24 protein-coding genes and 1 pseudogene are annotated in these 23,805 nt (G+C 60.1%); 18 read left to right on the forward strand and 7 right to left on the reverse strand.

Annotated features, from left to right (window positions below):
* Window positions 1-54: 54 nt before the first annotated feature.
* The 3 genes from cyaY to rnk all read left to right on the forward strand — a co-directional run bounded on the left by cyaY (window position 55) and on the right by rnk (window position 1,287).
* Window positions 55-387, forward strand: a complete 333-nt coding sequence (gene cyaY, locus DFS28_RS01830) for an iron donor protein CyaY (RefSeq protein WP_046053810.1) — start codon at window positions 55-57, stop codon at window positions 385-387.
* A 4-nt stretch (window positions 388-391) separates the two neighbouring features.
* Window positions 392-610 (forward strand): DUF1289 domain-containing protein, encoded by a 219-nt coding sequence (locus DFS28_RS01835; RefSeq protein WP_111448323.1) that lies wholly within the window; start codon window positions 392-394, stop codon window positions 608-610.
* Between the two features lie 266 nt (window positions 611-876).
* Window positions 877-1,287, forward strand: coding sequence for a nucleoside diphosphate kinase regulator (gene rnk / locus DFS28_RS01845; RefSeq protein ID WP_008150268.1), 411 nt, complete (start codon window positions 877-879; stop codon window positions 1,285-1,287).
* A 5-nt stretch (window positions 1,288-1,292) separates the two neighbouring features.
* Here the strand turns inward: rnk and DFS28_RS01850 are convergent, their stop codons facing one another.
* The 3 genes from DFS28_RS01850 to DFS28_RS01860 all read right to left on the reverse strand — a co-directional run bounded on the left by DFS28_RS01850 (window position 1,293) and on the right by DFS28_RS01860 (window position 5,276).
* Window positions 1,293-4,139 carry a class I adenylate cyclase gene (locus DFS28_RS01850; RefSeq protein WP_111448324.1) on the reverse strand — a complete coding sequence of 949 codons (2,847 nt, stop codon included), beginning with the start codon at window positions 4,137-4,139 and terminating at the stop codon, window positions 1,293-1,295.
* Between the two features lie 206 nt (window positions 4,140-4,345).
* Window positions 4,346-4,591 carry a TIGR02647 family protein gene (locus DFS28_RS01855; RefSeq protein WP_008150272.1) on the reverse strand — a complete coding sequence of 82 codons (246 nt, stop codon included), beginning with the start codon at window positions 4,589-4,591 and terminating at the stop codon, window positions 4,346-4,348.
* Between the two features lie 400 nt (window positions 4,592-4,991).
* Window positions 4,992-5,276, reverse strand: a complete 285-nt coding sequence (locus DFS28_RS01860) for a hypothetical protein (RefSeq protein WP_008150274.1) — start codon at window positions 5,274-5,276, stop codon at window positions 4,992-4,994.
* A gap of 124 nt (window positions 5,277-5,400) precedes the next feature.
* Between DFS28_RS01860 and DFS28_RS01865 the strand changes: the two genes are divergently transcribed.
* A complete protein-coding gene (locus tag DFS28_RS01865) occupies window positions 5,401-6,060 on the forward strand; it encodes a glutathione S-transferase family protein (RefSeq protein ID WP_111448325.1) in 660 nt (219 codons plus the stop codon).
* 93 nt (window positions 6,061-6,153) lie between these two features.
* Here the strand turns inward: DFS28_RS01865 and argH are convergent, their stop codons facing one another.
* A complete protein-coding gene (argH, locus tag DFS28_RS01870; protein WP_033060676.1) occupies window positions 6,154-7,548 on the reverse strand; it encodes an argininosuccinate lyase in 1,395 nt (464 codons plus the stop codon).
* Between the two features lie 143 nt (window positions 7,549-7,691).
* Here argH and DFS28_RS31060 point away from each other — a divergent pair.
* From DFS28_RS31060 to rsd, 8 genes and pseudogenes are all read left to right on the forward strand, one after another.
* A pseudogene (locus DFS28_RS31060) lies at window positions 7,692-8,011 on the forward strand (sensor histidine kinase); the annotation flags it as partial.
* Window positions 8,008-8,754 (forward strand): LytTR family DNA-binding domain-containing protein, encoded by a 747-nt coding sequence (locus tag DFS28_RS01875; protein WP_111448326.1) that lies wholly within the window; start codon window positions 8,008-8,010, stop codon window positions 8,752-8,754. The pseudogene DFS28_RS31060 and the gene DFS28_RS01875, both read left to right, overlap by 4 nt.
* A 137-nt stretch (window positions 8,755-8,891) precedes the next feature.
* A complete protein-coding gene (gene hemC / locus DFS28_RS01880; RefSeq protein ID WP_111448327.1) occupies window positions 8,892-9,833 on the forward strand; it encodes a hydroxymethylbilane synthase in 942 nt (313 codons plus the stop codon).
* The gene (locus DFS28_RS01885) at window positions 9,830-10,597 is read left to right on the forward strand and encodes a uroporphyrinogen-III synthase (protein WP_111448328.1); all 768 of its coding nucleotides are present in this window, start codon (window positions 9,830-9,832) and stop codon (window positions 10,595-10,597) included. Before hemC ends, DFS28_RS01885 begins: the two co-directional genes overlap by 4 nt.
* A gap of 16 nt (window positions 10,598-10,613) precedes the next feature.
* Complete coding sequence (locus tag DFS28_RS01890; protein ID WP_111448329.1) at window positions 10,614-11,768, forward strand: uroporphyrinogen-III C-methyltransferase; 1,155 nt, start codon at window positions 10,614-10,616, stop codon at window positions 11,766-11,768.
* The gene (locus DFS28_RS01895; RefSeq protein ID WP_111448330.1) at window positions 11,765-13,003 is read left to right on the forward strand and encodes a heme biosynthesis protein HemY; all 1,239 of its coding nucleotides are present in this window, start codon (window positions 11,765-11,767) and stop codon (window positions 13,001-13,003) included. The genes DFS28_RS01890 and DFS28_RS01895 overlap by 4 nt, the downstream gene beginning before the upstream one ends.
* 228 nt (window positions 13,004-13,231) lie before the next feature.
* Window positions 13,232-13,783 carry a disulfide bond formation protein B gene (locus DFS28_RS01900; RefSeq protein WP_111448331.1) on the forward strand — a complete coding sequence of 184 codons (552 nt, stop codon included), beginning with the start codon at window positions 13,232-13,234 and terminating at the stop codon, window positions 13,781-13,783.
* A gap of 179 nt (window positions 13,784-13,962) precedes the next feature.
* Window positions 13,963-14,421, forward strand: a complete 459-nt coding sequence (rsd, locus tag DFS28_RS01905; protein ID WP_111448332.1) for a sigma D regulator — start codon at window positions 13,963-13,965, stop codon at window positions 14,419-14,421.
* A gap of 63 nt (window positions 14,422-14,484) precedes the next feature.
* Here rsd and DFS28_RS01910 read toward each other — a convergent pair whose 3' ends face one another.
* Complete coding sequence (locus DFS28_RS01910) at window positions 14,485-15,150, reverse strand: FKBP-type peptidyl-prolyl cis-trans isomerase (protein ID WP_111448333.1); 666 nt, start codon at window positions 15,148-15,150, stop codon at window positions 14,485-14,487.
* 192 nt (window positions 15,151-15,342) lie between these two features.
* On the opposite strand from DFS28_RS01910, the gene DFS28_RS01915 reads away from it, so the two are divergent.
* The gene (locus DFS28_RS01915) at window positions 15,343-16,419 is read left to right on the forward strand and encodes an AlgP family protein (RefSeq protein ID WP_111448334.1); all 1,077 of its coding nucleotides are present in this window, start codon (window positions 15,343-15,345) and stop codon (window positions 16,417-16,419) included.
* On the opposite strand, the gene DFS28_RS01920 is transcribed toward DFS28_RS01915, so the two are convergent.
* Window positions 16,416-16,880, reverse strand: a complete 465-nt coding sequence (locus DFS28_RS01920) for a TIGR02444 family protein (protein ID WP_111448335.1) — start codon at window positions 16,878-16,880, stop codon at window positions 16,416-16,418. The genes DFS28_RS01915 and DFS28_RS01920 overlap by 4 nt on opposite strands.
* Window positions 16,881-16,930: 50 nt before the next feature.
* Between DFS28_RS01920 and DFS28_RS01925 the strand changes: the two genes are divergently transcribed.
* From DFS28_RS01925 to DFS28_RS01945, 5 genes are all read left to right on the forward strand, one after another.
* Window positions 16,931-18,841, forward strand: coding sequence for an ATP-binding cassette domain-containing protein (locus tag DFS28_RS01925; RefSeq protein ID WP_046045102.1), 1,911 nt, complete (start codon window positions 16,931-16,933; stop codon window positions 18,839-18,841).
* Window positions 18,841-19,422, forward strand: a complete 582-nt coding sequence (locus tag DFS28_RS01930) for a mechanosensitive ion channel family protein (protein ID WP_111448336.1) — start codon at window positions 18,841-18,843, stop codon at window positions 19,420-19,422. The genes DFS28_RS01925 and DFS28_RS01930 overlap by 1 nt, the downstream gene beginning before the upstream one ends.
* A 233-nt stretch (window positions 19,423-19,655) precedes the next feature.
* A complete protein-coding gene (locus DFS28_RS01935) occupies window positions 19,656-20,288 on the forward strand; it encodes a LysE family transporter (protein WP_111448337.1) in 633 nt (210 codons plus the stop codon).
* A 212-nt stretch (window positions 20,289-20,500) separates the two neighbouring features.
* Window positions 20,501-22,399 (forward strand): FTR1 family protein, encoded by a 1,899-nt coding sequence (locus DFS28_RS01940; RefSeq protein WP_111448338.1) that lies wholly within the window; start codon window positions 20,501-20,503, stop codon window positions 22,397-22,399.
* Between the two features lie 109 nt (window positions 22,400-22,508).
* A complete protein-coding gene (locus tag DFS28_RS01945) occupies window positions 22,509-22,964 on the forward strand; it encodes a YaiI/YqxD family protein (protein WP_008076086.1) in 456 nt (151 codons plus the stop codon).
* A 116-nt stretch (window positions 22,965-23,080) separates the two neighbouring features.
* On the opposite strand, the gene elbB is transcribed toward DFS28_RS01945, so the two are convergent.
* Entirely contained in the window at window positions 23,081-23,749 is a 669-nt protein-coding gene (gene elbB, locus DFS28_RS01950; protein ID WP_111448339.1) for an isoprenoid biosynthesis glyoxalase ElbB, read from the reverse strand.
* Window positions 23,750-23,805: the final 56 nt, after the last annotated feature.

Genomic DNA, 23,805 nt, shown 5'->3' on the forward strand with positions numbered 1-23,805 from the left:
CGCCCGTATCTTGCGGCGCTTGAGCGTGAGTAGACACTTTTTGAGGTTCCCGCAATGAGTTTGACTGAAGCCCGTTTCCACGACCTGGTCGATGCCACCCAGCAGGCGCTGGAGGATATTTTTGACGAGTGTGACCTGGATATCGATCTGGAGAGCTCGGCCGGTGTGCTCACCGTCAAGTTCGAAAACGGCAGCCAGTTGATTTTCAGCCGCCAGGAACCGCTGCGTCAGCTGTGGCTGGCGGCCGTGTCCGGCGGGTTCCACTTCGATTACGACGAAGAGAGCAAGCGTTGGATGTGTGACAAGAGCGACGAACAACTCGGCGAGATGCTCGAGCGCATCGTCAAGCAGCAAGCTGACGCCGAGCTCGATTTCGAAGGTCTGTGAGATCGTGACCGAGCCTGCGCCCGTTCGTGCGCCCAAACCGCTCTACAGCAATGTCAGCCCGGCGGTGGCTTCACCGTGCAGCGGCGTGTGTCGGCTGGATGAGCAGAAGGTCTGCCTTGGGTGTTTTCGCCATGTCGAAGACATCCGCGAATGGCGCTCGGCCGATGATGATCGGCGTCGTGTCATTTGCGCCCAGGCCCTTCAGCGTAAATCCTGCGCCTGACCCAAAACCCTTGTGGGAGCTGGCTTGCTCGCGAATGCAGTGCATCAGTCGATATCAACGTTGACTGACATACCGCATTCGCGAGCAAGCCCGCTCCCACAAAGGCAATTTCCTCCGGTCAGTACCAAGGTCGCCCCTCACTTGTATATTTATTGAGCTGTGATAGTGTCGAGAAACGCCTCAACCCATCGAGGCTCGTGAAAACCCCGCCTTTTTCTGGCGGGGTTTTGCTTTTTCTGTGCAGAAGAAAGGAGTCTGCCCAAATCATGACCGCACCTTCAATCACCCTTACCCGTCTGGACGTGCAACGTCTGGAGCGCCTGATCGACAGCCTGGATGACACGCTGCCGGGCGTTATCGCGCTGCAAACCGAACTGGATCGCGCCGATACCCTGGTCGGTCACGATGAAGTACCCGCCGATGTCGTGACCATGAATTCCCGTGTGCATTGCCGCGAAGAAGGCAGCGGCAAGGACTATCACCTGACGCTGGTTTATCCGAAGGATGCCAATGCCGACGAAGGCAAGATTTCCATTCTGGCGCCAGTGGGCAGCGCGCTGCTCGGCCTGAAGGTGGGTCAGCACATCGACTGGCCAGCACCGGGCGGCAAGACGCTCAAACTGACCCTGCTGGAAGTTGAATGGCAGCCGGCCGAGGGCGGTCACTTTCCGGAATAAGCTCGTCAGACCTGCTCGAGCGCCTCGTTCAATGCGCGCTCCAGGTCAGCCTTGTAGCGCAAATACAAAATACTTGAACTCTGACCATCACCGAGCAGGCCCGACAGGTCCAGGTCGGTGATGTAGCAGCGATAGCGTTCGGTTTCACGGCGCTGCTCGACGATTTCCCGGGCGACCACGTTGAACAGTCGGTCGCCATGCTCCAGCTCTGAAAATTCCCGCTGATTGCAATACAACGTGACCTGCGCCTGTCCCGGTGCGGCTTTGCCGACAATCGCCTGCACGTCGTAGAACGGTTTGTTGACCGGGGTTTGCGGCGCTGGCCGAGCTTCGACCCGACGCGCCCGTACAGGGCCGGAGGGCAGCAGTTGGTAATACAAGGTGTCCAGGCTCAACGGCTGGGCGACGTCCATCGCCAGCAAGGCGTCGCGCCGGTACTGGATCGATTGCAGGAAACGTTGCAGCGGCACCAGCAGGCTTTGCTCGTCGTGGTAGGGCAAGCGCTGTTGCCACAGGGCATTGAATTCATCCAGCACGTACAGGTCGGCGTGGTATTCGTTGATCCGGTAGAACACCTGAATGCAATCGGGCTGACCCATCGGCAGGACCAGCGCCAGGTCGTGGTCTTCCAGTGCCATCGGGTCCAGGTGCAGCGGGCTGTAGCATGCCCGCTCTTCGCCCAGGTAATCGACCAGCGCCGACAGCGTGGCGAGGGCGACATGATTGACCTGGCCGGGTACCAGTTCCAGCACGTGGTAGTGCTGCTGGACCTGAATCAGGTAGCGATGATTGAGTTTGCTCAACAGCAGGTTCTGCGCGGTGTCGAGGATCTCTTCAACCCGCTGGGCGATGAACTGCGCGCGGTTGTGGCAGAAGCACCGAACCCGCAACGTGGGTTGTTGTAGCCCGCCGGGCAGGTTGTTGAGGTAATCGCGCACGCAGTCGAGCAGCGCGTGAGGGCCGTCGAAGCGGCTGACCAGCACTTCGTTCCAACTGTTGAGTGTGACCTGATCCAGGGTCAGTACCAGGTTTTCCCGGACGCCGGCGTAACTCAGGGAATCGGTGCGCTCGGTGGTCATCAGGATGTTCAGGTCGCGGTGGTGCTTGAGTGGATCGACGCCTACGTTCACCAGAATCAGCACTTCGCTCGGCACGCTGGCGCGCAGTAACGGTTCTTCGGCGACGGTTGTCAGCGGCAGCGCGATGCTCTGTTGCAGGCTGCCGAGCAGGTTGAACAGTTCGAACTCGCTCAGGTCGCTGGTGCCGGGATGCAAGGCCAGGCGAGTGCTGCTGTCGATCACGCCGTTGCGGTGACACCAGGTCAGCAGTTCCAGCAATTGGCGGCTGCGCTTGATCGGTGCGAAATGCTCCCATTCGAGGGCCGTCAGGCTGCCGTTGTACAAACCCCACTGAGTTTGACCCAATTCTTTTTTGTTCGGCGCGTGCACCAGCGTGAGGGTGTCTTCGGCCAGATCCGGGGCGATGCCAGGGTTGATGAACTCGACTTTGTCGGCTTTGCGCTCGAAAGCTGCGTACAGCCGTCGACCCAGCACGTTGAGGTCGCGCTTGTTGATCAGGCTGACGGTTTGTTCGGTGCGGGCGAACTGGGTCAGGAAGCGATAGCTGTAATTGAGCTCCTTGACCAAGGCCCTGCGTTCAGAACCGACCTGACGGACTTTCCACTGACTGCGGCTGTCGAGCAGGGCCAGTTGACGATGATCCCACTGCCATTCGTGGGCCAGGCGTTTGAGCAACGAGCGCTGCCAGCTCTGCGTGCGACTGCTGCTGCCGGTGAGTTTGCGATTGACCTTCAGGTACAACGCCCGGCGTACCAGCTCCAGGCGTTCCGGCTCGCCACGGGCGGTCAGGTATTCCTCAATGCGCCGATAAACCACGACGTATGGATCCAGCTCGTCAAGGTCAAGCCGATTGGCAAACACCGCTTGCTTGAAGCGCAGGCTCAGGCAATGGACCTTGGGGTGTTCGCTGGCGTAGACCTCGATCAGCAGCAGTTTGAGGACCGATTTGTAGGGCGACTCGATGCCCTTGAACAACTGCCAGAGCCCGGCACCGATAAATTCGCCAGGCGGGATATAGGCCAGATGCCCTAGGTCGAGGGTTTCATCGGCACGGATGAAGCGCTTGGACATCAGCGTGTGGGTGTAACGGTCGTAGCTCGCTTCTTCGTAGACGGGCACCAGCCACCAGATGGGCGTGCGTCCGGCCAGCCAGATCGCGGTGCGATAAAACTCATCCAGCAGCAGATAGTGCTGGGTGGTGCCGCAGTCTTCCGAGCTCAGTTGGGTATCACGTTCGCCGCGTACGAAACGGGTCGGGTCGATCAGGAAGAAATGCGCCTCGGCGCCCTGGCTGGCAGCCCAGGTTTCGAGAAGCTGGCATTTTTTGCGCAGTTCAGTGAGCTCGCTTTCGCTCAAGTCCGGCCCGTGGCAGACCCATACATCCATGTCGCTTTGGTCGGCTTGGGCGAGGGTGCCGAGGCTGCCCATCAGGAACAGGCCGCGAATCGGTCGCGGCGGATTGCTGCCGTGGCGGGGTTTATAGGAAAACGAGCGGGTCAGGCGCTGGGCTTCGGCGAGGGTGTTGGCGTCGGGTTCGTAATTCGACAGCCCGGCCGGCGTGCTGCCCGAAACGTACCCTGGCAACAGCGGGTGATTGACGTGAAAAAACAGCGGCAACAAGCTCAGCACCGCTTGCTGGCGGGTCGACAACCCTTCCATGGCGCGGGCCATACGGCCTTCATTGAGCTTCAGAAAACGTGCGCGCAGCTGGCTGAGAACCTTGCGGTCGATTCCCTCGTCCAGATCGGGGCGGATTTCATGGGGGCGGGTCATGTCAGCTCAAACCGGCTCGCGGGGCTCAGACGTGATTGTCTGCGGATGAGGGGCAGTTTAGCGCCTCGGCTCCAGGACTTTTAAGCTGATTTTGTTTTTCCGGCGTCAGATTTTTATCGCGGGGCGACGGCTGGCAGCAGGGCAGGTAACGAAATGTGCCCGCGGAAATCCCGTAGCAGGGGTTTCCGTGGGCGCTACGGTAATGCTCAGGCAGTTTCCCGGACGTTGAGAATGGTCAGAACGGTTTGCACATTTTGCGCGGCATCACGACCGAGGCTGGTCAGATAACCACCATCTGGCTGGGTGATCAATTCTTTGTCGAACAGTCTTTGGGCGGCGGCAATGGCTTTCGGGGCAGCGGTCTGATGAATTTTCAAACCTTCCTGGGAACTGTCCAGGTTGAAGAGTGCGAGGATTTCCAGTTCGGCAACCAACTCAGGGGTAAGCGACATAAGGACTCCAGACTTTCTAGGAATTGGACGACAGCGTCCCTAAGGTGATCCCACTCGGGCGGCATGTCCAGTGCTCGCGACAGGGTTTTTTCGCCTTGGGAAGCATTCCCCGGTGGGTGGTGCGGCAGCGGGGTGGGTTCAGTGTAGTCAGGGGCTGGAGGAAGGCGGGAGCGATTGGTGACAATTTGTGTTGGGGCCGATTCTGTGGCGAGGGAGTGGCCGTCTGTGGCGAGGGGATTTATCGAAACGTCGCACCGCCCCGTTCGGCTGCGAAGCAGTCGTAAACCATTACACACGGTATACCTGATACACCGAGTGCTATGGTTTTGGGGCGGCTTCGCCGCCCAACGGGGCGGTGCGACGTTTCGCTAAATCCCCTCGCCACAGGGGGCCTGCGGAGTTACTTCTTTTCCGGCGGCAACTCTGGCAATGCACGCAGCGCAGCTTCGTACCATTCGGTATTGAACGCGCGGTCTTCTTCGAGGATCGCGTCGATTTCCACTGCCAGAACGTGGGCCATCAGATTGAGGATTTCTTCACGCTCGTAACCCACCAGGGTCAGCTTGTTGAAGGTCGCTTTGGCGGCGGGCGGGTTGTCGCTTTCGATCTGGTTTTCGATGGCTTCGACCAAGGTGTTTTCGGCGAATTCTTCTTCGTCGATCTCGATATCTGTTGGCTCGCTCATGGCAGGCTCCTCAAGTTAAGGCGGCCAGTTTACCTGCATTCAGCGCTGTGATGCTGCTGGCAAGAAACGTCGCGGCATTCTATAAAAGGCACCTGCCAACCCCGCACGGCCTGGAGGCTATGTGATGCTCAAGCTTTATGGATTTTCCGTCAGCAACTACTACAACATGGTCAAGCTGGCGCTGCTCGAGAAGGGACTGCCGTTTGAAGAGGTGCTGTTTCACCCGGGGCCGAGCCCCGAGGCATTAGCCATCAGCCCGCGCGGGAAGGTGCCGGTGCTGGGTGTCGAGCAGGGTTTCATCAACGAAACCAGCGTGATTCTCGAATACCTCGAACAAAGCCAGAAAGGCACGCCGCTGTTGCCGAGCGATCCCTTTGAGCGTTCGCAGGTGCTGGCACTGGCCAAGGAAATCGAGCTGTACATCGAACTGCCTGGGCGTGCCTGCTATGCCGAAGCATTTTTCGGCATGACTGTGCCGGATGCGATCAAGGACAAGACCAAAGCCGAGTTGCTGCTGGGGTTTGCCTCACTGGGCAGGCACGGCAAATTCGCCCCTTATGTGGCAGGCGACAGCCTGAGCATTGCGGATTTGTATTTCCTCTACAGCGTGCCGTTGGCCTGTGCGGTGGCGCAGAAGCTGTTTGACCTGGATTTGCTGGCGGAGATGCCGGCGGCCAAGGCGCTGCTGGAGCGTCTGGGGCAATATCCGAATGTGCAGCGGATTGCGAAGGACAAGGAAGCGGCGATGCCAGCGTTTTTGGCGATGGTCGCCTCCAAGAAGTAGGTTTTTGCAGCGTTCTTGCGAATGCCATCGCGGGCAAGCCTTGCACCTACGGATCACGCTAATCCGTAGGAGCAAGGCTTGCCCGCGATGCTTTTAGCGGCTGGCGAGTAAGGCCTGGCCGCGAGCCACAGCTTTCTTGACCTGTGCCGGCGCAGTTCCGCCGATGTGGTCACGGGCATTCACCGAGCCTTCCAGGGTCAGCACGGCGAACACGTCCTGATCGATCTGATCGCTGAACTTGCGCAACTCTTCCAGGCTCATTTCCGCCAGGTCTTTACCGCTTTCCACGCCGTACTTCACGGCATGGCCAACGATTTCGTGGCAGTCACGGAACGGCAGACCACGACGTACCAGGTAGTCAGCCAGGTCGGTGGCGGTGGAGAAGCCACGCAGGGCGGCTTCACGCATCATCGCGTGCTTGGGTTTGATCGCCGGGATCATGTCGGCAAAGGCCCGCAGCGAGTCGCGCAATGTGTCGGCGGCGTCGAACAGTGGCTCTTTATCTTCCTGGTTGTCCTTGTTGTAGGCCAGGGGCTGGCCTTTCATCAGGGTCAGCAGGCCCATCAGTGCGCCGAATACGCGACCGGTCTTGCCACGCACCAGCTCCGGGACGTCCGGGTTTTTCTTTTGCGGCATGATCGAGCTGCCGGTGCAGAAACGGTCCGGCAGATCGATGAACTGGAACTGCGCGCTGGTCCACAGCACCAGTTCTTCGGAGAAACGCGACAAGTGCATCATCGCGATGCTCGCGGCCGAGCAGAACTCGATGGCGAAGTCACGATCGGACACGTTGTCCAGCGAGTTACCGCCCACAGCGTCGAAGCCCAGCAGTTGAGCGGTGTATTCGCGGTCGATCGGGTAAGTGGTACCGGCCAGTGCGGCACTGCCCAGCGGCATGCGGTTGGTACGCTTGCGGCAGTCGACCAGGCGTTCGTAGTCGCGGCTGAGCATTTCGAACCAGGCCAGCATGTGATGCCCGAAGGTCACTGGCTGCGCGGTTTGCAGGTGAGTGAAGCCCGGCATGATGCTGCCGGCTTCGCGCTCGGCCTGTTCCAGCAAGCCTTTTTGCAGGCGGGTGATTTCGCTCAGGATCAGGTCGATCTCGTCACGCAGCCACAGGCGGATGTCGGTGGCGACCTGGTCGTTACGGCTGCGACCGGTGTGCAGCTTTTTACCGGTGACGCCGATGCGGTCGGTCAGACGCGCCTCGATGTTCATGTGCACGTCTTCGAGGTCGATGCGCCAGTCGAACTGGCCGGCCTCGATTTCACCCTGGATGGTCTTCAGGCCATCAGTGATGCTGTCGCGCTCGGCATCGGTCAGCACGCCGACCTTGGCCAGCATCGTGGCGTGAGCGATCGAGCCCATGATGTCGTGGCGATACAGGCGCTGGTCGAAAGTGACGGAGGCGGTGAAGCGGGCGACGAAGGCGTCGACGGGTTCACTGAAGCGGCCGCCCCAGGACTGATTGGTCTTGTCAGTGCTCATGAATTCGCTCGTGTCGGCTGAAGAAAGATGGCGTAGAAAGCTGTCGCGGATAATAACAGGGTTGCCAATCCTGTCGCTGACACTGGTCGATACGTTTTTTTCTCAGGTGGCGGCCCATACTCGAATCAGCGCCGAGGGAATTTGCGCAACGATATTTTTCAATTGAGCAATATCGTGCCGGCAACCGTCTACAGTTGGACAGTAGGACCAGCGCACTTCCAGACGCTGCAGCTGACTATAAGAAGAGGGGGTGTTCATATTGTGTATCAACAAACCCTACGGCGATGCCTCGTTAACGCGGGCCTGGGCCGCCAAACGCACGACAGATGAAAATATAACCGTCGGTCGGGCGGCACTTTTTGGCCGTCGCGCTAGTCTTAGCGTGGATCGCGGTGACGGACGTCACTTCACCTGTCTACGCTATCCTTGTGCGAGACTCACGCAGGAATCCAGCGCAATATGAATGTCCTGATCGTTGATGACGAACCCCTTGCCCGCGAGCGCCTGAGCCGAATGGTTGGCGAACTCGAGGGATACAGTGTCCTGGAGCCTAGCGCCACGAACGGCGATGAAGCGTTGGCTCTGATCGACAGCCACAAACCCGATATCGTGCTGCTCGATATCGGCATGCCGGGCCTCGATGGCCTGCAAGTGGCTGCACGATTGTGCGAACGCGAAACCCCGCCCGCCGTGGTGTTTTGCACAGGCCCCGATGAATTTGCCGTGGAAGCCTTACAGGCCAGCGCCGTAGGCTATCTGGTGAAACCTGTGCGTACAGAACAATTACATGAAGCGTTGAAAAAAGCCGAGCGGCCCAATCGCGTCCAGCTCGCGGCCCTGACCCGTCCCGCCGCCGAAAGTGGCAGCGGCCCGCGCAGCCACATCAGCGCCCGTACCCGTAAAGGCATCGAGCTGATCCCATTGAATCAGGTGGTCTACTTCATTGCGGATCACAAATACGTGACCTTGCGCCACGAAGGCGGCGAAGTGCTGCTGGATGAGCCGCTCAAGGCCCTTGAAGATGAATTTGGCGATCGTTTCGTGCGAATCCACCGCAACGCGCTGGTCGCCCGCGAGCGCATCGAACGCCTGCAGCGCACGCCTCTGGGGCATTTTCAGCTGTTCCTCAAAGGCTTGAACGGCGACGCCCTGATCGTCAGCCGACGGCATGTGGCCGGCGTGCGCAAGATGATGCAACAGCTTTAATCCGCCATTTACGGGCGGGTTTCATCCCGATTGCTGGATGTCTGAGGCCAGGGAGGCCACGCGGTTTCTGATACAAGTCAAAGTGGATTTGGTTGAGCTGTTATTATCCGCCGTATCTATTCAGTACGGATTGATCCATGTCCTCTCGCGAAATCCGCATCGCCACCCGTAAAAGTGCACTCGCCCTGTGGCAGGCCGAATACGTCAAAGCCCGTCTGGAAGAGGCCCATCCGGGTCTGCTTGTGACGTTGGTGCCCATGGTCAGTCGCGGTGACAAGTTGCTCGACTCGCCACTGTCGAAAATCGGCGGCAAGGGCCTGTTCGTCAAAGAACTGGAAACCGCGCTGCTGGAAAACGAAGCCGACATCGCGGTGCACTCGATGAAAGACGTGCCGATGGACTTCCCTGAAGGCCTCGGTCTGTTTTGCATCTGCGAGCGCGAAGACCCGCGCGATGCATTCGTCTCCAACACCTACACCAGCCTGGACGAATTGCCGCAAGGCAGCATCGTCGGCACCTCCAGCCTGCGCCGTCAGGCCCAGTTGCTGACCCGTCGTCCGGACCTGGAAATTCGCTTCCTGCGCGGCAACGTCAACACGCGTCTGGCCAAGCTCGATGCCGGCGAATACGACGCCATTATCCTCGCTGCCGCCGGCCTGATTCGTCTGGGCTTTGAAGATCGCATCACCTCGACCATCAGCGTCGACGACAGTCTGCCGGCCGGTGGCCAAGGCGCGGTGGGTATCGAATGCCGCAGCATCGACAGCGAAATTCACGCGCTGTTGGCACCGCTGCACCATCAGGACACCGCCATCCGCGTGACCGCCGAACGTGCTCTCAACAAACATTTGAATGGCGGCTGCCAAGTGCCGATCGCCTGCTATGCCGTGCTTGAAGGCGAGCAGATCTGGTTGCGGGGTCTTGTCGGTGATCCGAACGGCGGTCTGCTGATCAGCGCCGAGGCTCGTGCGCCACGAAGCGACGCCGAAGCCTTGGGCGTGCAAGTGGCTGAAGACCTGCTGAGTCAAGGCGCCAACGACATTCTGAAAGCTGTCTACGGCGAGGCAGGTCACGAGTGACGGGTTGGCGCCTGCTGCTGACGCGTCCCGCGGATGAGTCGGCGGCGCTGAGCAGTCTTTTGGCCGAAAAGGGGATTTTCAGCAGCAGTTTGCCGCTTTTGGAGATCGAGCCGATTCCTGCCTCTGACACAATGCGCAAGATGATTCTGGGGCTGGATCGCTATTGCGCGGTGATCGTGGTCAGTAAGCCGGCCGCCAGAATTGCCGTGGATCTGCTCGACAGGTATCGGCCGCAACCCCCTCGTTTGAAGTGGTTCAGCGTGGGCGCCGCCACCGCGCAGATCCTCGAGGATCGCGGGTTGGACATCAGCTTTCCGGTGGAGGGCGATGACAGCGAAGCCTTGCTTGAACTTCCTCAGTTGCGCGAGGCAATCGCGCGGCCCGGTCCGCGCGTGCTGATCATGCGTGGAGAGGGCGGGCGCGAGTTGCTGGCTGAGCGTTTGCGCGAGCTTGGTGCTAGTGTCGAGTATCTGGAGTTGTACCGCCGCGACCTGCCGCAGTACCCGCCGGCAGCGCTGCCTGACCGGATCGAAGCGGAACGCTTGAACGGGCTGGTGGTCAGCAGTGGACAGGGTTTTGAGCACCTGCATCAATTGGCCGGCGATGCCTGGCCGCAATTGGCGCGGTTGCCGTTGTTTGTTCCAAGCCCCAGGGTTGCCGAGCTGGCACGTGCCGCCGGGGCCCAAACAGTTGTGGATTGTCGTGGCGCCAGTGCCGCGGCTTTGCTGACGGCGTTGCGGGAGCATCCCGGACCCGTTCTCTAATGCAAAGGATGGATACGTGAGCGAAACAGCCTTGCCTAAAGATGACGTCAAGCCAGTGTTCGATGCACCGGTTGAAGCACCGGTTGAAACCGGGCCACCTGCTGCAGTGCAGCGCCGAGGCAATGGGCTGGCAATCGTCGCGCTGTTGCTGGGCGCTGCCGGTGTCGCCGTGGGCGGTTGGGGAGTCTGGCAGGTGCGTCACCTGCAAGCCAATACTCAACTGCAGTTGAGTCAGGTCCAGGCATTGAGCGATCAGGCACAGGACCTGAAGCTCAATGAACAACGCCTGACTGCTCGCCTGGAACAAATGCCTGCCGCCGCCGAGCTAGACGCGCGCAGTCGTTTGGTCATTCAACTTCAAGGCGATCAGCAACGCCTGAATCAACGTCTGGAAACGGTTCTCGGCGCCAGCCGCAAGGATTGGCGTCTGGCCGAGGCCGAGCACCTGCTGCGTCTGGCCAGCCTGCGTCTTTCCGCGTTGCAGGACATCAGCAGTGCCCAGGCTTTGGTGCAGGGTGCCGATGAAATTCTGCGCGAACAGAACGACCCGGGTTCCTTTGCCGCTCGCGAGCAAGTGGCCAAAACGCTGGTGGCATTGCGTAGCACCCAACAGCCGGATCGCACCGGTCTGTTCCTGCGACTGGGGGCGCTGCGCGATCAAGTGATCAGCCTCACTGAGCTGGCACCCGAGTACAAGGATCGTGGCGAATCCCTGCTGGGTCTCACCGCTGATGGCGACGGCGCCAGTCGTTGGGCGCAATGGTGGGATCAGGTCTCGCGCTACATCCGCATCGACTTCAACGCCGACAAGAATGTGCGTCCGTTGCTGGCCGGGCAGAGCCTGAGCCAGGTGCGCCTGGCCCTGAGCCTGGCACTGGAGCAGGCGCAATGGGCCGCGCTCAATGGCCAGGCCGCGGTTTATACCCAGGCGCTGGCCGAAGCGCGGGACGTGCTCAAGGGCAACTTCAACCCGGACAATCCTCAGAGCAAAGTGATGCTTGAGCAGGTTGGCGAGTTGAGCAAGCAACCGGTCACCGTTGTCACGCCAGACCTGACCGGCACGCTGAGTGCAGTTCAAGGGTATCTGGAGCGGCGTAACGTCAACGCCGAGGACTCGATCAAACCGATGGCCAAACCTGCCGCGGACACCATTCAGGAGGCGACGCCATGAAACGCCTCTATGTGATCGTGTTCCTGGTGATCGCCGCTGCTGCCGTGCTCGGGCTGGCGATTGCCGAGCATTCCGGTTACGTGCTGATCGCCTACAAAAGCTTCCGTTACGAATCGAGCCTGTGGGCAACCCTGGCGTTGGTCGCTGTGCTCTGGCTGGTGTTCTGGGGCATCAAGGCGTTGATCGAATTGGTGACGACCTCCAGCGGCGTGGTCAATCCCTGGTCGCGGCGCAATCGCAGTCGCCGGGTGCAGGTGGCGATTGAACACGGCCAGCTGGATCTGGCCGAAGGTCGCTGGGCCAGTGCGCAGCGCCATCTGCATCGGGCTGCGGAAGCCGAGCGCCAGCCTCTGCTTTACTACCTCGGTGCCGCCAGGGCCGCGAACGAACAAGGTCAATACGAGGAAAGCGACAACCTGCTGGAGCGCGCTCTTGAGCGACAACCCCAGGCAGAGTTGGCGATTGCCCTGAGCCACGCACAATTACAGACCGACCGCGGCGATACCGACGGCGCCCTGGTGACCCTGCAAGCCATGCACGAGCGTCATCCTCATAACGTCCAGACCTTGCGCCAGTTGCAGCGCTTGCACCAACAGCGGGGCGACTGGTCGGCCGTGATTCGTCTGCTGCCGGAGCTGCGCAAGGATAAGGTCCTGCCACCGGCCGAACTGGCCGAACTGGAACGCCGGGCCTGGGGTGAGAACCTGTCCCTGGCGGCGCATCGGGAAGAAGACGGGACGGTCGGCTTGCAATCGCTCAATCGCGCCTGGCAGCAGTTGACCTCAGCTCAGCGTCAGGAACCGCAACTGGTGCTCGCTTATGCCGAGCAACTTCGGCAACTGGGTGCTCAGGTCGAGGCCGAAGAGATCCTGCGGACGGCGCTCAAGCGCAACTATGACAGTCATCTGGCGCGCCTCTATGGACTCGTTCGCGGCAGCGATCCGGCACGTCAACTGCACACGGCCGAGGGTTGGCTCAAGGATCATCCGGCCGATCCGAGCCTGCTGCTGACTTTGGGGCGCTTGTGTCTGCAAAGCAGCCTTTGGGGCAAGGCCCGGGACTATCTGGAAAGCAGCCTGCGAGTGCAGCGCAATCCGGAAGCCTGTGCGGAACTGGCGCGGCTGCTGGCGCAGCTGGGTGACACAGAACGCAGCAATCAGTTGTTCCAGGAGGGCTTGGTCTTGCTGGACGAGCGCTTGCTGGCGGCACCGTTGCCGGTTCCTGTTCACGCTTGAAGAGTGGATGACGGGTCGCTCGAAGGAGCGATCCAGTCGCCTGCAAACTGTCGGAATTTACCTTTGTAGTCCGTTAACGGCAAAGTCCTACAGGGGACTACACCTAATCCTCTCGTTCCTGTCGGGAATTCCCTACACTTCTGTTGAAGTGTCCCCGCTGACCTGCCTTGAAAGGCTGCAGCGCTTTCCTCTACCGTAACCGCCTGTCTCTACTGTTACGGAAATGCCATGTCTTTGGCCTGCTCACGCTCCTTGTTTTTCATGGCTTTCATTGCAGGTGCCCTGGTCCTGGGCGTGTCTTATTACCTGGAATATGCGGTCGGCCTCAAGCCTTGCGGGTTGTGCCTGTTGCAGCGATCTTGCCTCGCGTTACTCACGGGTATTTGCCTGGCTGCTTCGGTGCATGGGCCGGGCCGCTTTGGCTCTTTCCTGTATTGGATGCTCGGGCTGTTTTGCAGTCTGGCGGGTACGGTCACGGCGTGGCGGCAGGTAGTGCTGCAGAGCGATCCAGCGCATCGGCTGATGACGTGCCCGCCTGATCTGGCTGTTCAGTACGAGGACATGCCCTGGTTTTGCCAAGTGACACAGATGTTTAAAGGGGAGGCAGAGTGCGCGGAGATTTCCTGGACACTGTTCGACCTGAGCATTCCTGAGTGGAGCCTGCTGCTCTTCATGGCGATGACGATTTTAGGTATTTACCAGTTGCTGCGACTTGTCTGGAAAGCCTGTCTGCGACCGCTCAGCGGCGGTTCGTCGCACCGGGTGGTGGCGGGTGATTAAACACTTGTATGAACTTTATCTCCTGCGTACCTTGAAGCCATTGTCGCGCGGGCATAATCTGGCCCGCACGTGTCATTGGAATTATGTTGCTCGAATGACGCTCTGCCTGGCCGATACTTGACCTTCAAGTGTGGCGACGGGTGTAGGGCAGCATGACCCACAAGGGAAGAGAGATCACCATGCTCGAAAGTTGTCAGAATGCTCAGGAACGTTGGGGTGGAGTGCATCTGCTGATCGATCGCTGGTTGCAGGAGCGTCACGAGCTGGTTCGGGCCTATGATGCTCTCGGCGCCGAGCCTGAGGCACTGGGTGAGAACCGTAAGCCGTTGCAGGAATTCTGCGGCGTGCTGGTCGATTACGTGTCTGCCGGGCACTTCGAGATCTACGAACAGCTGACCGGCGAAGCCAAAGCGTTTGGTGACACTCGCGGTCTCGAGCTGGCCGAGACCATCTACCCTCGCATCGACGTCATCACCGAGAAGCTGCTCGCGTTCAACGACCTATGTGATGCAGGTCAATGCGTGGCAGAGAAATTCAAAGAGCTGGGTGGCCTGTTGCACGAGCGCTTCGAGCTGGAAGACTGCCTGATCGAAGTGCTGCACACCGCTCACAAGGAAGAGGACCCGGTTCAGGCCTGAACCCCCTTCCTGCAAGACCTCCAAAAACGGTGCGCTATGCGCGCCGTTTTTCGTTTCCGGTATTCAGCCTGTGGCACCGCGCAGTTCGACTTCGAATACCAGCGGTGTGAAGGGCGCAATCAGGTCGCCGGCACCCTCGGCGCCATAGGCTTCGGCTGATGGAATCACCAGGCGCCATTTCGCACCGACCGGCATTTGCTGCAACGCGCTACGCCATCCGCTGATCACGCTGTCGAGACTGAACCACTGCGGCTGACTGTTCTGATCGAACACCGTGCCGTCGGGAAGGCGACCGATATATAGCACCTGGACTTTGCCGTTGGGGCCAGCTTTGGCACCCGTGCCTGGCGCCAACTCCGTTAGCAATATTCCATCGGCCAGCTCACGAACGCCCGGTCTGGCTTTTTCCTCAGCGAGAAAAGCCTGCTCTTTTTCGAGTGCGATTTCGCTTTGCGGCGTGCTCGGTTGCAAGGCGACCTGGGCTTCGTGCTCGGCAAGAATCTGTTCGATCTGCTCATCTTTCAGCGCCAGGGGTTTGCCTTGATAGGCTTGTTGCAAGCCTTGGATCAGCGCCTGAAGTTGCAGATCGGGAACCTCCTGGCGCAGGCGTTCGCCGAGACTTGCGCCCAGGCTGTAAGAGAGATCATGAGTGTCATTTTCTTTGGTTTTTTCGGCGGCCTGGGCCACGGAAAAAAACACGCACAGTGATAAAAAAAGGTAGCGCGACATGGGCACTCTCCGACCTGAGGTGCGGGGGATTATGCCAGTGTGAATGCGCTCGACGGTGAACTGGTTTTGCGCAAGCGCAGAAGAATTTCAATCCGTTGCAACGTCGTGCTTTGGATACTGTCAAGATGCCCTAGCGGCGGTAGCAGCAGAGGTCTAGTATGAGCCGCACCCACGTCAGCCAGGAGGTAAACCATGTCGGCCACCAAGAAGCCTGTAAATACTCCGTTGCACTTACTCCAACAACTCTCGGGCAGCTTGCTCGAGCATCTGGAAAACGCTTGCTCCCAAGCCTTGGCTGATGCTGAAAAACTGCTCGCCAAACTGGAAAAGCAACGCGGAAAAGCACAAGAAAAACTGCACAAGTCCCGTACCAAATTGCAGGACGCTGCGGCGGCCGGCAAGGCCAAGGCACAAGCCAAAGCCAAGGGCGCGGTGAAGGAGCTTGAGGACTTGCTCGATGCCCTCAAGGATCGTCAATCCGAAACTCGCAGCTACATTCTGCAACTCAAGCGCGATGCTCAAGAAAGCCTGAAACTGGCCCAGGGCGTCGGTCGTGTACAAGAGGCTGTCGGCAAGGCGTTGTCCCTGCGTTCGGCCAAGCCTGCTGCGGCTCCTGCGAAGAAAGCCGCTGCCAAACCGGCTGCTGCAAAAGCACCGGCCAAGCCTGCCGCCAAACCAGCTGCCAAAGCACCGGTGAAAGCCGCAGCAAAACCAGCAGCAAAACCTGCGGCGAGAAAACCAGTCGCTGCCAGCGCTGCGAAACCGGCTGCAAAAACAGCCGCCGCCAAACCTGCCGCCAAGCCAGCCGCTGCCAAAACAGCTGCCGCTAAACCGGCTGCAAGAACCGCTGCTGCTAAACCGGCGGTGGCGAAAACTGCAGCGGCGAAAGCAGCTGCCAAGCCGGCCGCAAAACCAACGGCTAGAACTGCCGCTGCGAAACCTGCTGCCAAGCCTGCCGCGAAATCAGTCGCGACTAAAACAGCTGCCAAGCCAGCTGCAAAAACTGCAGCCAAACCGGCTGCCAAAACTGCTGCCGCAAAACCTGCTGTAGCGAAACCAGCAGCCAAACCTGCCGCTGCCAAACCGGCTGCAAAACCCGCGGTGAAAAAACCTGTTGCCGCCAAGCCGGCCGCCGCGCCAGTTGCCAAGCCAGCCAACCCGGTTCCGGCGGCAACGTCTGCTTTAGCAGCAGCTACCTCGACAACGCCGCCAGCGCCAACGCCGGCCGCCGCATCGATCGCAGCAACCACCCCAACCAGCGCTTCTTAAGTGCCGGTTGCCGCGACGCGCAGCTGATGCAGCGCGTCGCGGTCCAGGTGGACGGCGCCTGCCGTCACACCTGCCAGCCAGGCCGCTAGATCGGCCGCGTCACCCTGCGGCCAACTTTGCGCCGTTCTCTCCAGTCGCAACAACAGATGTCGCTCGGCTTCCAGTTCGAGTGCCTTCACTTGCTCGCGCAAAGCATTCAGTTCGCTATCGTCGGTGGCAACGACTTTCCAATTCACCCGCAAGGCTCGCAGCGGTTGCACCACGTCTGCGTCCCACGGCTCGGCCACGCTACGCAGTTGCTTCAATCGGTGTTCGTTACAGGCGACGCCACGTTCTCCCAGCCACAGCCCGCAGAGCAGCAAGCACACATTGATACCCGCCGACTGCAATTGCAGGCACGCAGGTTCAACGCCGGGACGGGCGTAAGTACTAAGGGAAAAGCTCCACAGGTCAGAGGACATAGTGCTACTCGCGCCAGTTGCGAGCGAAGCTGGTAGACTCCGCCGCCATTATGATTCGACTTCAGAACCTGACTTTACAGCGTGGCCCTCAACGTCTGCTAGAAGACGCCGAGCTGACCCTGCACGCCGGCCACAAAGCCGGCCTCATCGGTGCCAACGGCGCCGGCAAATCGAGCCTGTTTGCCTTGCTTCTGGGTGACCTGCACCCGGATTCGGGTGATTGCTTCTTGCCGGCGGACTGGCGCATCGCCCACATGCGCCAGGAGATCGACACCCTCGATCGGGTGGCGGTCGACTATGTGCTCGATGGCGACCTGCGCCTGCGTGAGGTGCAACGCGACCTCGCGGCAGCCGAAGCGGCCCATGACGGTACCGCTCAGGCCCGCCTGCACTCGGAACTCGACAGCGCCGACGGTTACACCGCCGATGCCCGGGCCCGAAAACTGCTGGCCGGCCTTGGGTTCACCAATGAACAGATGGATCGCCAGGTAGGAGATTTCTCTGGTGGTTGGCGGATGCGTCTGAACCTGGCGCAGGCTTTGATGTGCCCCTCGGACTTGTTGTTGCTCGACGAACCGACCAACCACTTGGACCTCGACGCCATCATCTGGCTCGAAGAATGGCTCAAAAGCTATCCCGGCACCTTGATGCTGATTTCCCACGACCGGGACTTCCTCGATGCCGTGGTCGATCACGTGGCCCACGTCGATCAGCGCAAGATCACCCTGTATCGCGGTGGTTACAGCGCCTTCGAACGCGCTCGCGCCGAACGTCTGGCCCAGCAACAGCAGGCCTACGAGAAGCAACAGGCGCAACGTGCGCACATGGAAAGCTACATCGCCCGCTTCAAGGCCCAGGCCACCAAGGCCCGTCAGGCCCAGAGCCGGATCAAGGCGCTGGAGCGGATGGAAGAACTGTCCGCCGCCCACGTCGATTCGCCATTCGATTTCGTTTTTCGCGAATCCGTGAAAATCTCCAGCCCGTTGATTGACCTCTCCGACGCCCGACTGGGTTACGGCGAGCGAGCCGTGCTGGAGAAGGTCAAGCTGCAACTGACCCCCGGTGCGCGGATCGGTTTGCTTGGCCCGAACGGTGCCGGTAAATCGACCCTGATCAAAAACCTTGCCGGTGAACTCGAACCGTTGTCCGGCCGACTGACCCGTGGCGAGAACACCGTCGTTGGCTACTTCGCCCAACATCAGCTGGACTCACTCGACTCCAAGGCCAGCCCGCTGCTGCACATGCAGCGCCTGGCGCCGACCGAGCGCGAGCAGACGCTGCGCGACTTCCTCGGTGGTTTCGATTTCCGCGGCGCGCGTATCGATGAGCCGGTGCTGAACTTCTCCGGTGGCGAAAAGGCCCGTCTGGCGCTGGCATTGATCGCCTGGGGGCGACCGAACCTGTTGCTGCTCGACGAACCGACCAACCACCTGGACCTGGAAATGCGCCTGGCGCTGACCATGGCCCTGCAGGAATTCAGTGGCGCGGTACTGGTGGTCTCCCACGATCGCCATTTGCTCAAAAGTACCACCGACAATTTCTACCTGGTGGCGGACGGCAAGGTCGAGGAGTTCGACGGCGACCTGGAAGACTACACCCGTTGGCTGGTGGACTACCGTCAGCGCAACGCCCCGGTCAGCAATACGCCGGTCAATCCGGACAAGACCGACAAGAAGGCCCAGCGCCAGGCGGCGGCCGCGTTGCGTCAGCAACTGGCACCGCACAAGCGCGAGGCTGACAAGCTCGAAGCCGAACTGGGCAAGCTGCACGAGAAACTGGCGAAGATCGATACCAGCCTCGGCGACAGCGACATTTACGAGCCAGCGCGCAAAAACGATTTGCGTGATCTGCTGGCCGAGCAGGCCAAGCTGAAGGTCCGTGAAGCCGAGCTGGAAGAAGCCTGGATGGAAGCGCTGGAGTTGCTTGAAAGCATGCAGGCGGAGCTGGAGGCTCTGTCTTGATGGAAGCGTTCAAGCTGCCATTGGCTGCCGTGTGGATTGAGCCCCTGTGGCTCTTTGGGCAAATCCTGCTGATCTTGTTGGCAGGCTACATCGCTCAGCGCTTCGTGGCCAAGTGCCTGACGCGTCTGGGCGAGCGCTATCCGTTACCGCCGCAGTTGCTGATGCCGCTACGTGGTGGTTTGCGCTGGCTGATCATGGGCAGCGCGCTGATCTTCGTCCTGGAACGCCTCGGCGTTTCGGCTACGGTGCTCTGGACCGCGTTGTCCGGGTTTGTCGCGGTAGCGGCAGTGGCGTTCTTCGCCATGTGGAGCGTGCTCTCGAATCTGTTGTGCGCCATCCTGATCTTCACCGTCGGCCCATTTCGGATCGGTGATGTGGTCGAGTTGGTGGACACCACCGACAAGCCCGGCGTCAAAGGCCGGGTCGTTGCGATTAATCTGCTCTACACCACGCTGATTGAAGCGGAAGAGCTCGGCACCGGCAGCGCCATGGTGCAAGTGCCCAATAGCCTGTTCTTCCAGCGCTCGGTTCGACGCTGGCGCGGCACGGATATGTTTCCGTCCAATGGGTTCGAAAAATAGTCGTTACCTCTTGCATAGAGGTTGTCTGATAAATCGTCATCGCGAGCAGGCTCGCTCCCACAATGGTTTTCGACGCTCACAAATCCCATGTGGGAGCGAGCCTGCTCGCGATGAGGCCCTACAGCTGTAAACGCTGGTCGGCAGTCCACTCTGTCCTGCAAAAAAATCGGTAGTCATCGGCCCAAAGCCGCATTAGCTTAGACGTCTGTCACGAGTCTGAGTCGAGGTGTGCGATGGTGCTTCAAACATGGCTGGCGTTTTTTGCCGCCTGCTGGGTGATCAGCCTGTCTCCCGGTGCCGGCGCCATTGCGTCGATGTCCAGCGGTCTGCGATACGGTTTCTGGCGCGGTTATTGGAACGCCCTGGGCCTGCAACTGGGTCTGGCGTTACAGATTGCGATTGTCGCCGCCGGTGTCGGTGCAATCCTCGCGGCGTCGGCCACCGCTTTCTACGCGATCAAATGGTTTGGCGTGGCCTATCTGGTTTACCTGGCGGTCAAGCAATGGCGTGCGCTGCCCCATGACATGAGCGACGACGCGGCCGTCCGGCAAATCGGCAAGCCGCTGGCGCTGGTGTTCCGGGGTTTCCTGGTGAACGTCAGCAACCCCAAGGCGTTGGTGTTCATGCTCGCGGTGCTGCCGCAATTCATTGATCCGCATGCACCGCTGGTGGCGCAGTACCTGATCCTCGGTGTGACCATGATCTGCGTCGACCTGATCGTCATGGCCGGTTACACCGGACTGGCATCGAAGGTGCTGCGGATGTTGCGCACGCCCAAGCAGCAGAGACGCATGAACCGCACGTTTGCCGGGCTGTTCATTGGTGCGGCGGCATTCATGGCGACCCTTCGCAAAGCAGTGGTGTAAAACCGCCAGGCACAAAAAAGGCGACCTTTTCAGGTCACCTTTTTTATTTGTCGCTGTCCCGTCCTGAATAAGGTTTACACCTTCTGATCTGTTTTTCAGGACTAGACACGCTGACTTTGCACGCTGTCGTGCAGGAAATACCAACAAAGCTTGAGTGAAACGCATTGGGAGTGAACAATGTGTTACTTCGTATTTCCATTTGAGATTCGTTCATGATTGCCTCCTCCCGCTTTCTGTCATGGCTAGTGCTGCCTGTGATTGCGTTTTGCAGCTTCAACGCGCTGGCCGAAACGGCGGAAGGCGCGCCAAAGGCGCTGCATTTGCTTGATTACATTGGCGCCGATTACCCGGTAACGGTCCAGGCCGGCAAGGTCATTGATGAGTCGGAATACCGCGAACAATTGGAGTTTCTCGGGGTTCTGCAAGACCTGATCAGCGGATTGCCGGCCAGGCCCGAACGCGCGGAGCTGGAGCAGGGCGTCAGCGACTTGCGCAGTGCAATCTCTGCTCGCAAAGACGGTGCGGACGTCGCCCGTCAGGCGCGGCAACTTGGGGCGAAGCTGGCGGTGGCTTATGAAGTCAGTCAGGCTCCAGTGATTACCCCCGACCCGAGCCGTGGTGCGCCGCTGTACGCACAGCAATGCTCGGTGTGCCACGGCGACGCGGGCGCCGGTGATGGCCCGGCGGGCGTCGGCATGACGCCGCCGCCAGCCAATCTGCGTGATGCGGCGCGGCTGGATCACCTGAGCCTCTACGCGATCTACAGCACTCTGGGCCTCGGTGTCGAAGGCACCGACATGCCGGCCTTCGCCGACCAGCTGGACGATCGTCAGCGTTGGGACCTGGCAACCTACATCGCCAGCTTCAGCGCCGATCCGGCTGCTGCAAAAGCCGAGAAGACCTACAACATCGCCGACCTGGCCCGTCAGACTCCCGCAGAAGTGCAAATCGCCGAGGGGCCGCAAGCGGCGGCGACCTTCCGTGCGCAGCGAGCGCAACCGCCGCAGGTCAAGCGTGGTCCGGCACAGTTGCTCGACTACACCGCCGCGACCCTGGACAAGAGCGTCGCAGCCTATCGTGCGGGTGATCACGATCAGGCCTATGACCTGTCGGTGGCGGCTTATCTTGAGGGCTTCGAACTGGTCGAAAGTTCTCTGGATAACGTCGATACCAACGTGCGCAAAGACACTGAGAAATCGCTGATGGCTTACCGGCAGTCGTTGCAGGACGGTTTGCCGGTGGCTCAGGTCCAGCAGCGTCTGGACGCGGCCAAGGCCAAATTGAAGGAATCCGCCGGCCTGCTGGGCAGCGATGGCTTGAGTTGGTCCCTGAGCTACCTCTCCGGTTTGTTGATTCTGTTGCGCGAAGGCCTGGAAGCGATTCTGGTGTTGGCGGCAATCCTCGCGTTCCTGCGCAATACCGGCCAGGAATCGGCGGTGCGCAGCGTCAACGTCGGTTGGGGCTTGGCGCTGCTGGCCGGTCTGGGGACTTGGGCGCTGGCAGCGTATGTGATCGATGTCAGCGGTTCGCAACGGGAATTGCTGGAAGGTGCGACGGCGTTGTTCGCTGCGGTCATGGTGCTTTGGCTCGGTGTGTGGATGCATGATCGTCGTCACGCGGCGGCCTGGCAGGATTACATCAAGAGCAGCCTGGTAGGCGGCGGTGGGCGTTTCGGGTTTGCGACGCTGGCGTTCTTTTCGGTGTATCGCGAACTGTTTGAAGTGATTCTGTTCTACGAGACCCTTTGGTTGCAGGCAGGTCCAGCGGGCCATAACGCGGTACTGGCGGGTGGTGCGACAGCGTTGGTTTTGTTGGTGGGTCTGGCCTGGGTAATCCTGCGCGGTTCGGCGAAATTGCCGTTGTCGTTGTTCTTCAGTATCAACGCCGGTCTGTTGTGCGCGTTGTCGGTGGTGTTTGCCGGGCATGGCGTGAAGGCGTTGCAGGAAGCCGGGATTTTCGGCACCCGGCCGGTGCCGTTCTTTGACTTCGACTGGCTGGGGATCCACGCTGACGCGTATTCGCTGAGTGCGCAGGCGGTGGCGATTATTGCGATCATCGTGCTGTATAGCCGTAGTCGGCTGGCTGAGAAGCGGCGGGTGCAGGTTTCTTAACAACAGCATTCGCTTCGCTCACAATCGCGAGCAGGCTCGCTCCCACAGGAATTGCGTATAACCTGTGGGAGCGAGCCTGCTCGCGATTTTTTTGGAAGAGGAAAACACAATGCGTGTCTGGATCGATGCCGACGCCTGCCCGCGGGCGGCCAAGGATCTGGTGGTGAAGTTCGCCCTCAAGCGCCAGTTCGAAGTGGTGCTGGTGGCCGGACAGCCGCAGATCAAGCCGGGATTGGCCCTGGTGAAATTGATCGTAGTGCCGAGTGGTCCGGATGCCGCCGACGACTACCTGGTGGAACACGCGGTCCCCGGAGAATTGGTGATCTGCAGCGATGTGCCGCTGGCCGACCGTCTGGTGAAAAAGGGCGTTGCGGCACTGGATCCACGGGGCAAAGAGTTCGATGCGCAGAACATGGGCGATCGGTTGGCGGTGCGTAACCTGTTTACCGATCTACGTGAGCAGGGGCAGATGAGCGGCGGGCCCGCGCCATTTGGCGAGCGCGAGAAGCAGGCGTTTGCCAATGCGCTGGACCGGATACTCACGCGGTTATCGCGCAAGTCTTAAGCATGACGGTGGTCCCTGTGGGAGCGAGCCTGCTCGCGATGGGGTCGGCACATTCAACATTGATGTCGACGGTTAGACCGCTATCGCGAGCAGGCTCACTCCCACACTGAACGGTGTCAGGCGTCGTCTTCGTGGGTCAGTTCTAGCACGCGGTCTACCAGTTTGTTGATGCCTGACGCTGCCTCGCTGATCGATTGCGCCAGCATGTACGCCGGGGTGCTGACCAGTTTGCGCGCCTTGTCTTCAACGATGTCTGTTACCGCGCAGTCGGCGTGGGTAGCGCCCATCTTGTTCATGGCGGCGGCAGTATCGGCATCGTTGCCGATGGTGCAGGTCACGCCCGGTCCATAGATCTTCGCCGCGAGTGCCGGCGAGATGCAGATCAGCCCGACCGGCTTGCCGGCCTCGGCGAACGCTTCGGTCAACGCCAGGACGTCAGGTTGAACGCTGCATCCGGCGCCTTCGACGGCAAAGTTCGACAGGTTCTTGGCCGAACCAAATCCGCCGGGAACGATCAGCGCATCAAAGTCTTCCACGTCCGCTTCGCGGATATCCTTGATATTGCCCCGGGCGATCCGCGCCGATTCCACTAGTACGTTGCGCGACTCGGGCATTTCTTCGCCGGTCAGGTGATTGATCACATGCAACTGCGCAATGTTCGGTGCGAAACACTGCACCTGAGCCCCTCGTTGGTCCAGACGCAGCAGAGTGATCACGCTTTCGTGGATCTCGGCGCCGTCGTACACGCCACAGCCGGATAGGATCACTGCAATTTTTTTGCTCATGGGCTTTTCTCCAGATTCATGGCGTTAAATGTCCACTAATTTGTCACTCGTTGCCA

Source organism: Pseudomonas sp. 478, assembly GCF_003254125.1.
Taxonomy (GTDB): domain Bacteria; phylum Pseudomonadota; class Gammaproteobacteria; order Pseudomonadales; family Pseudomonadaceae; genus Aquipseudomonas.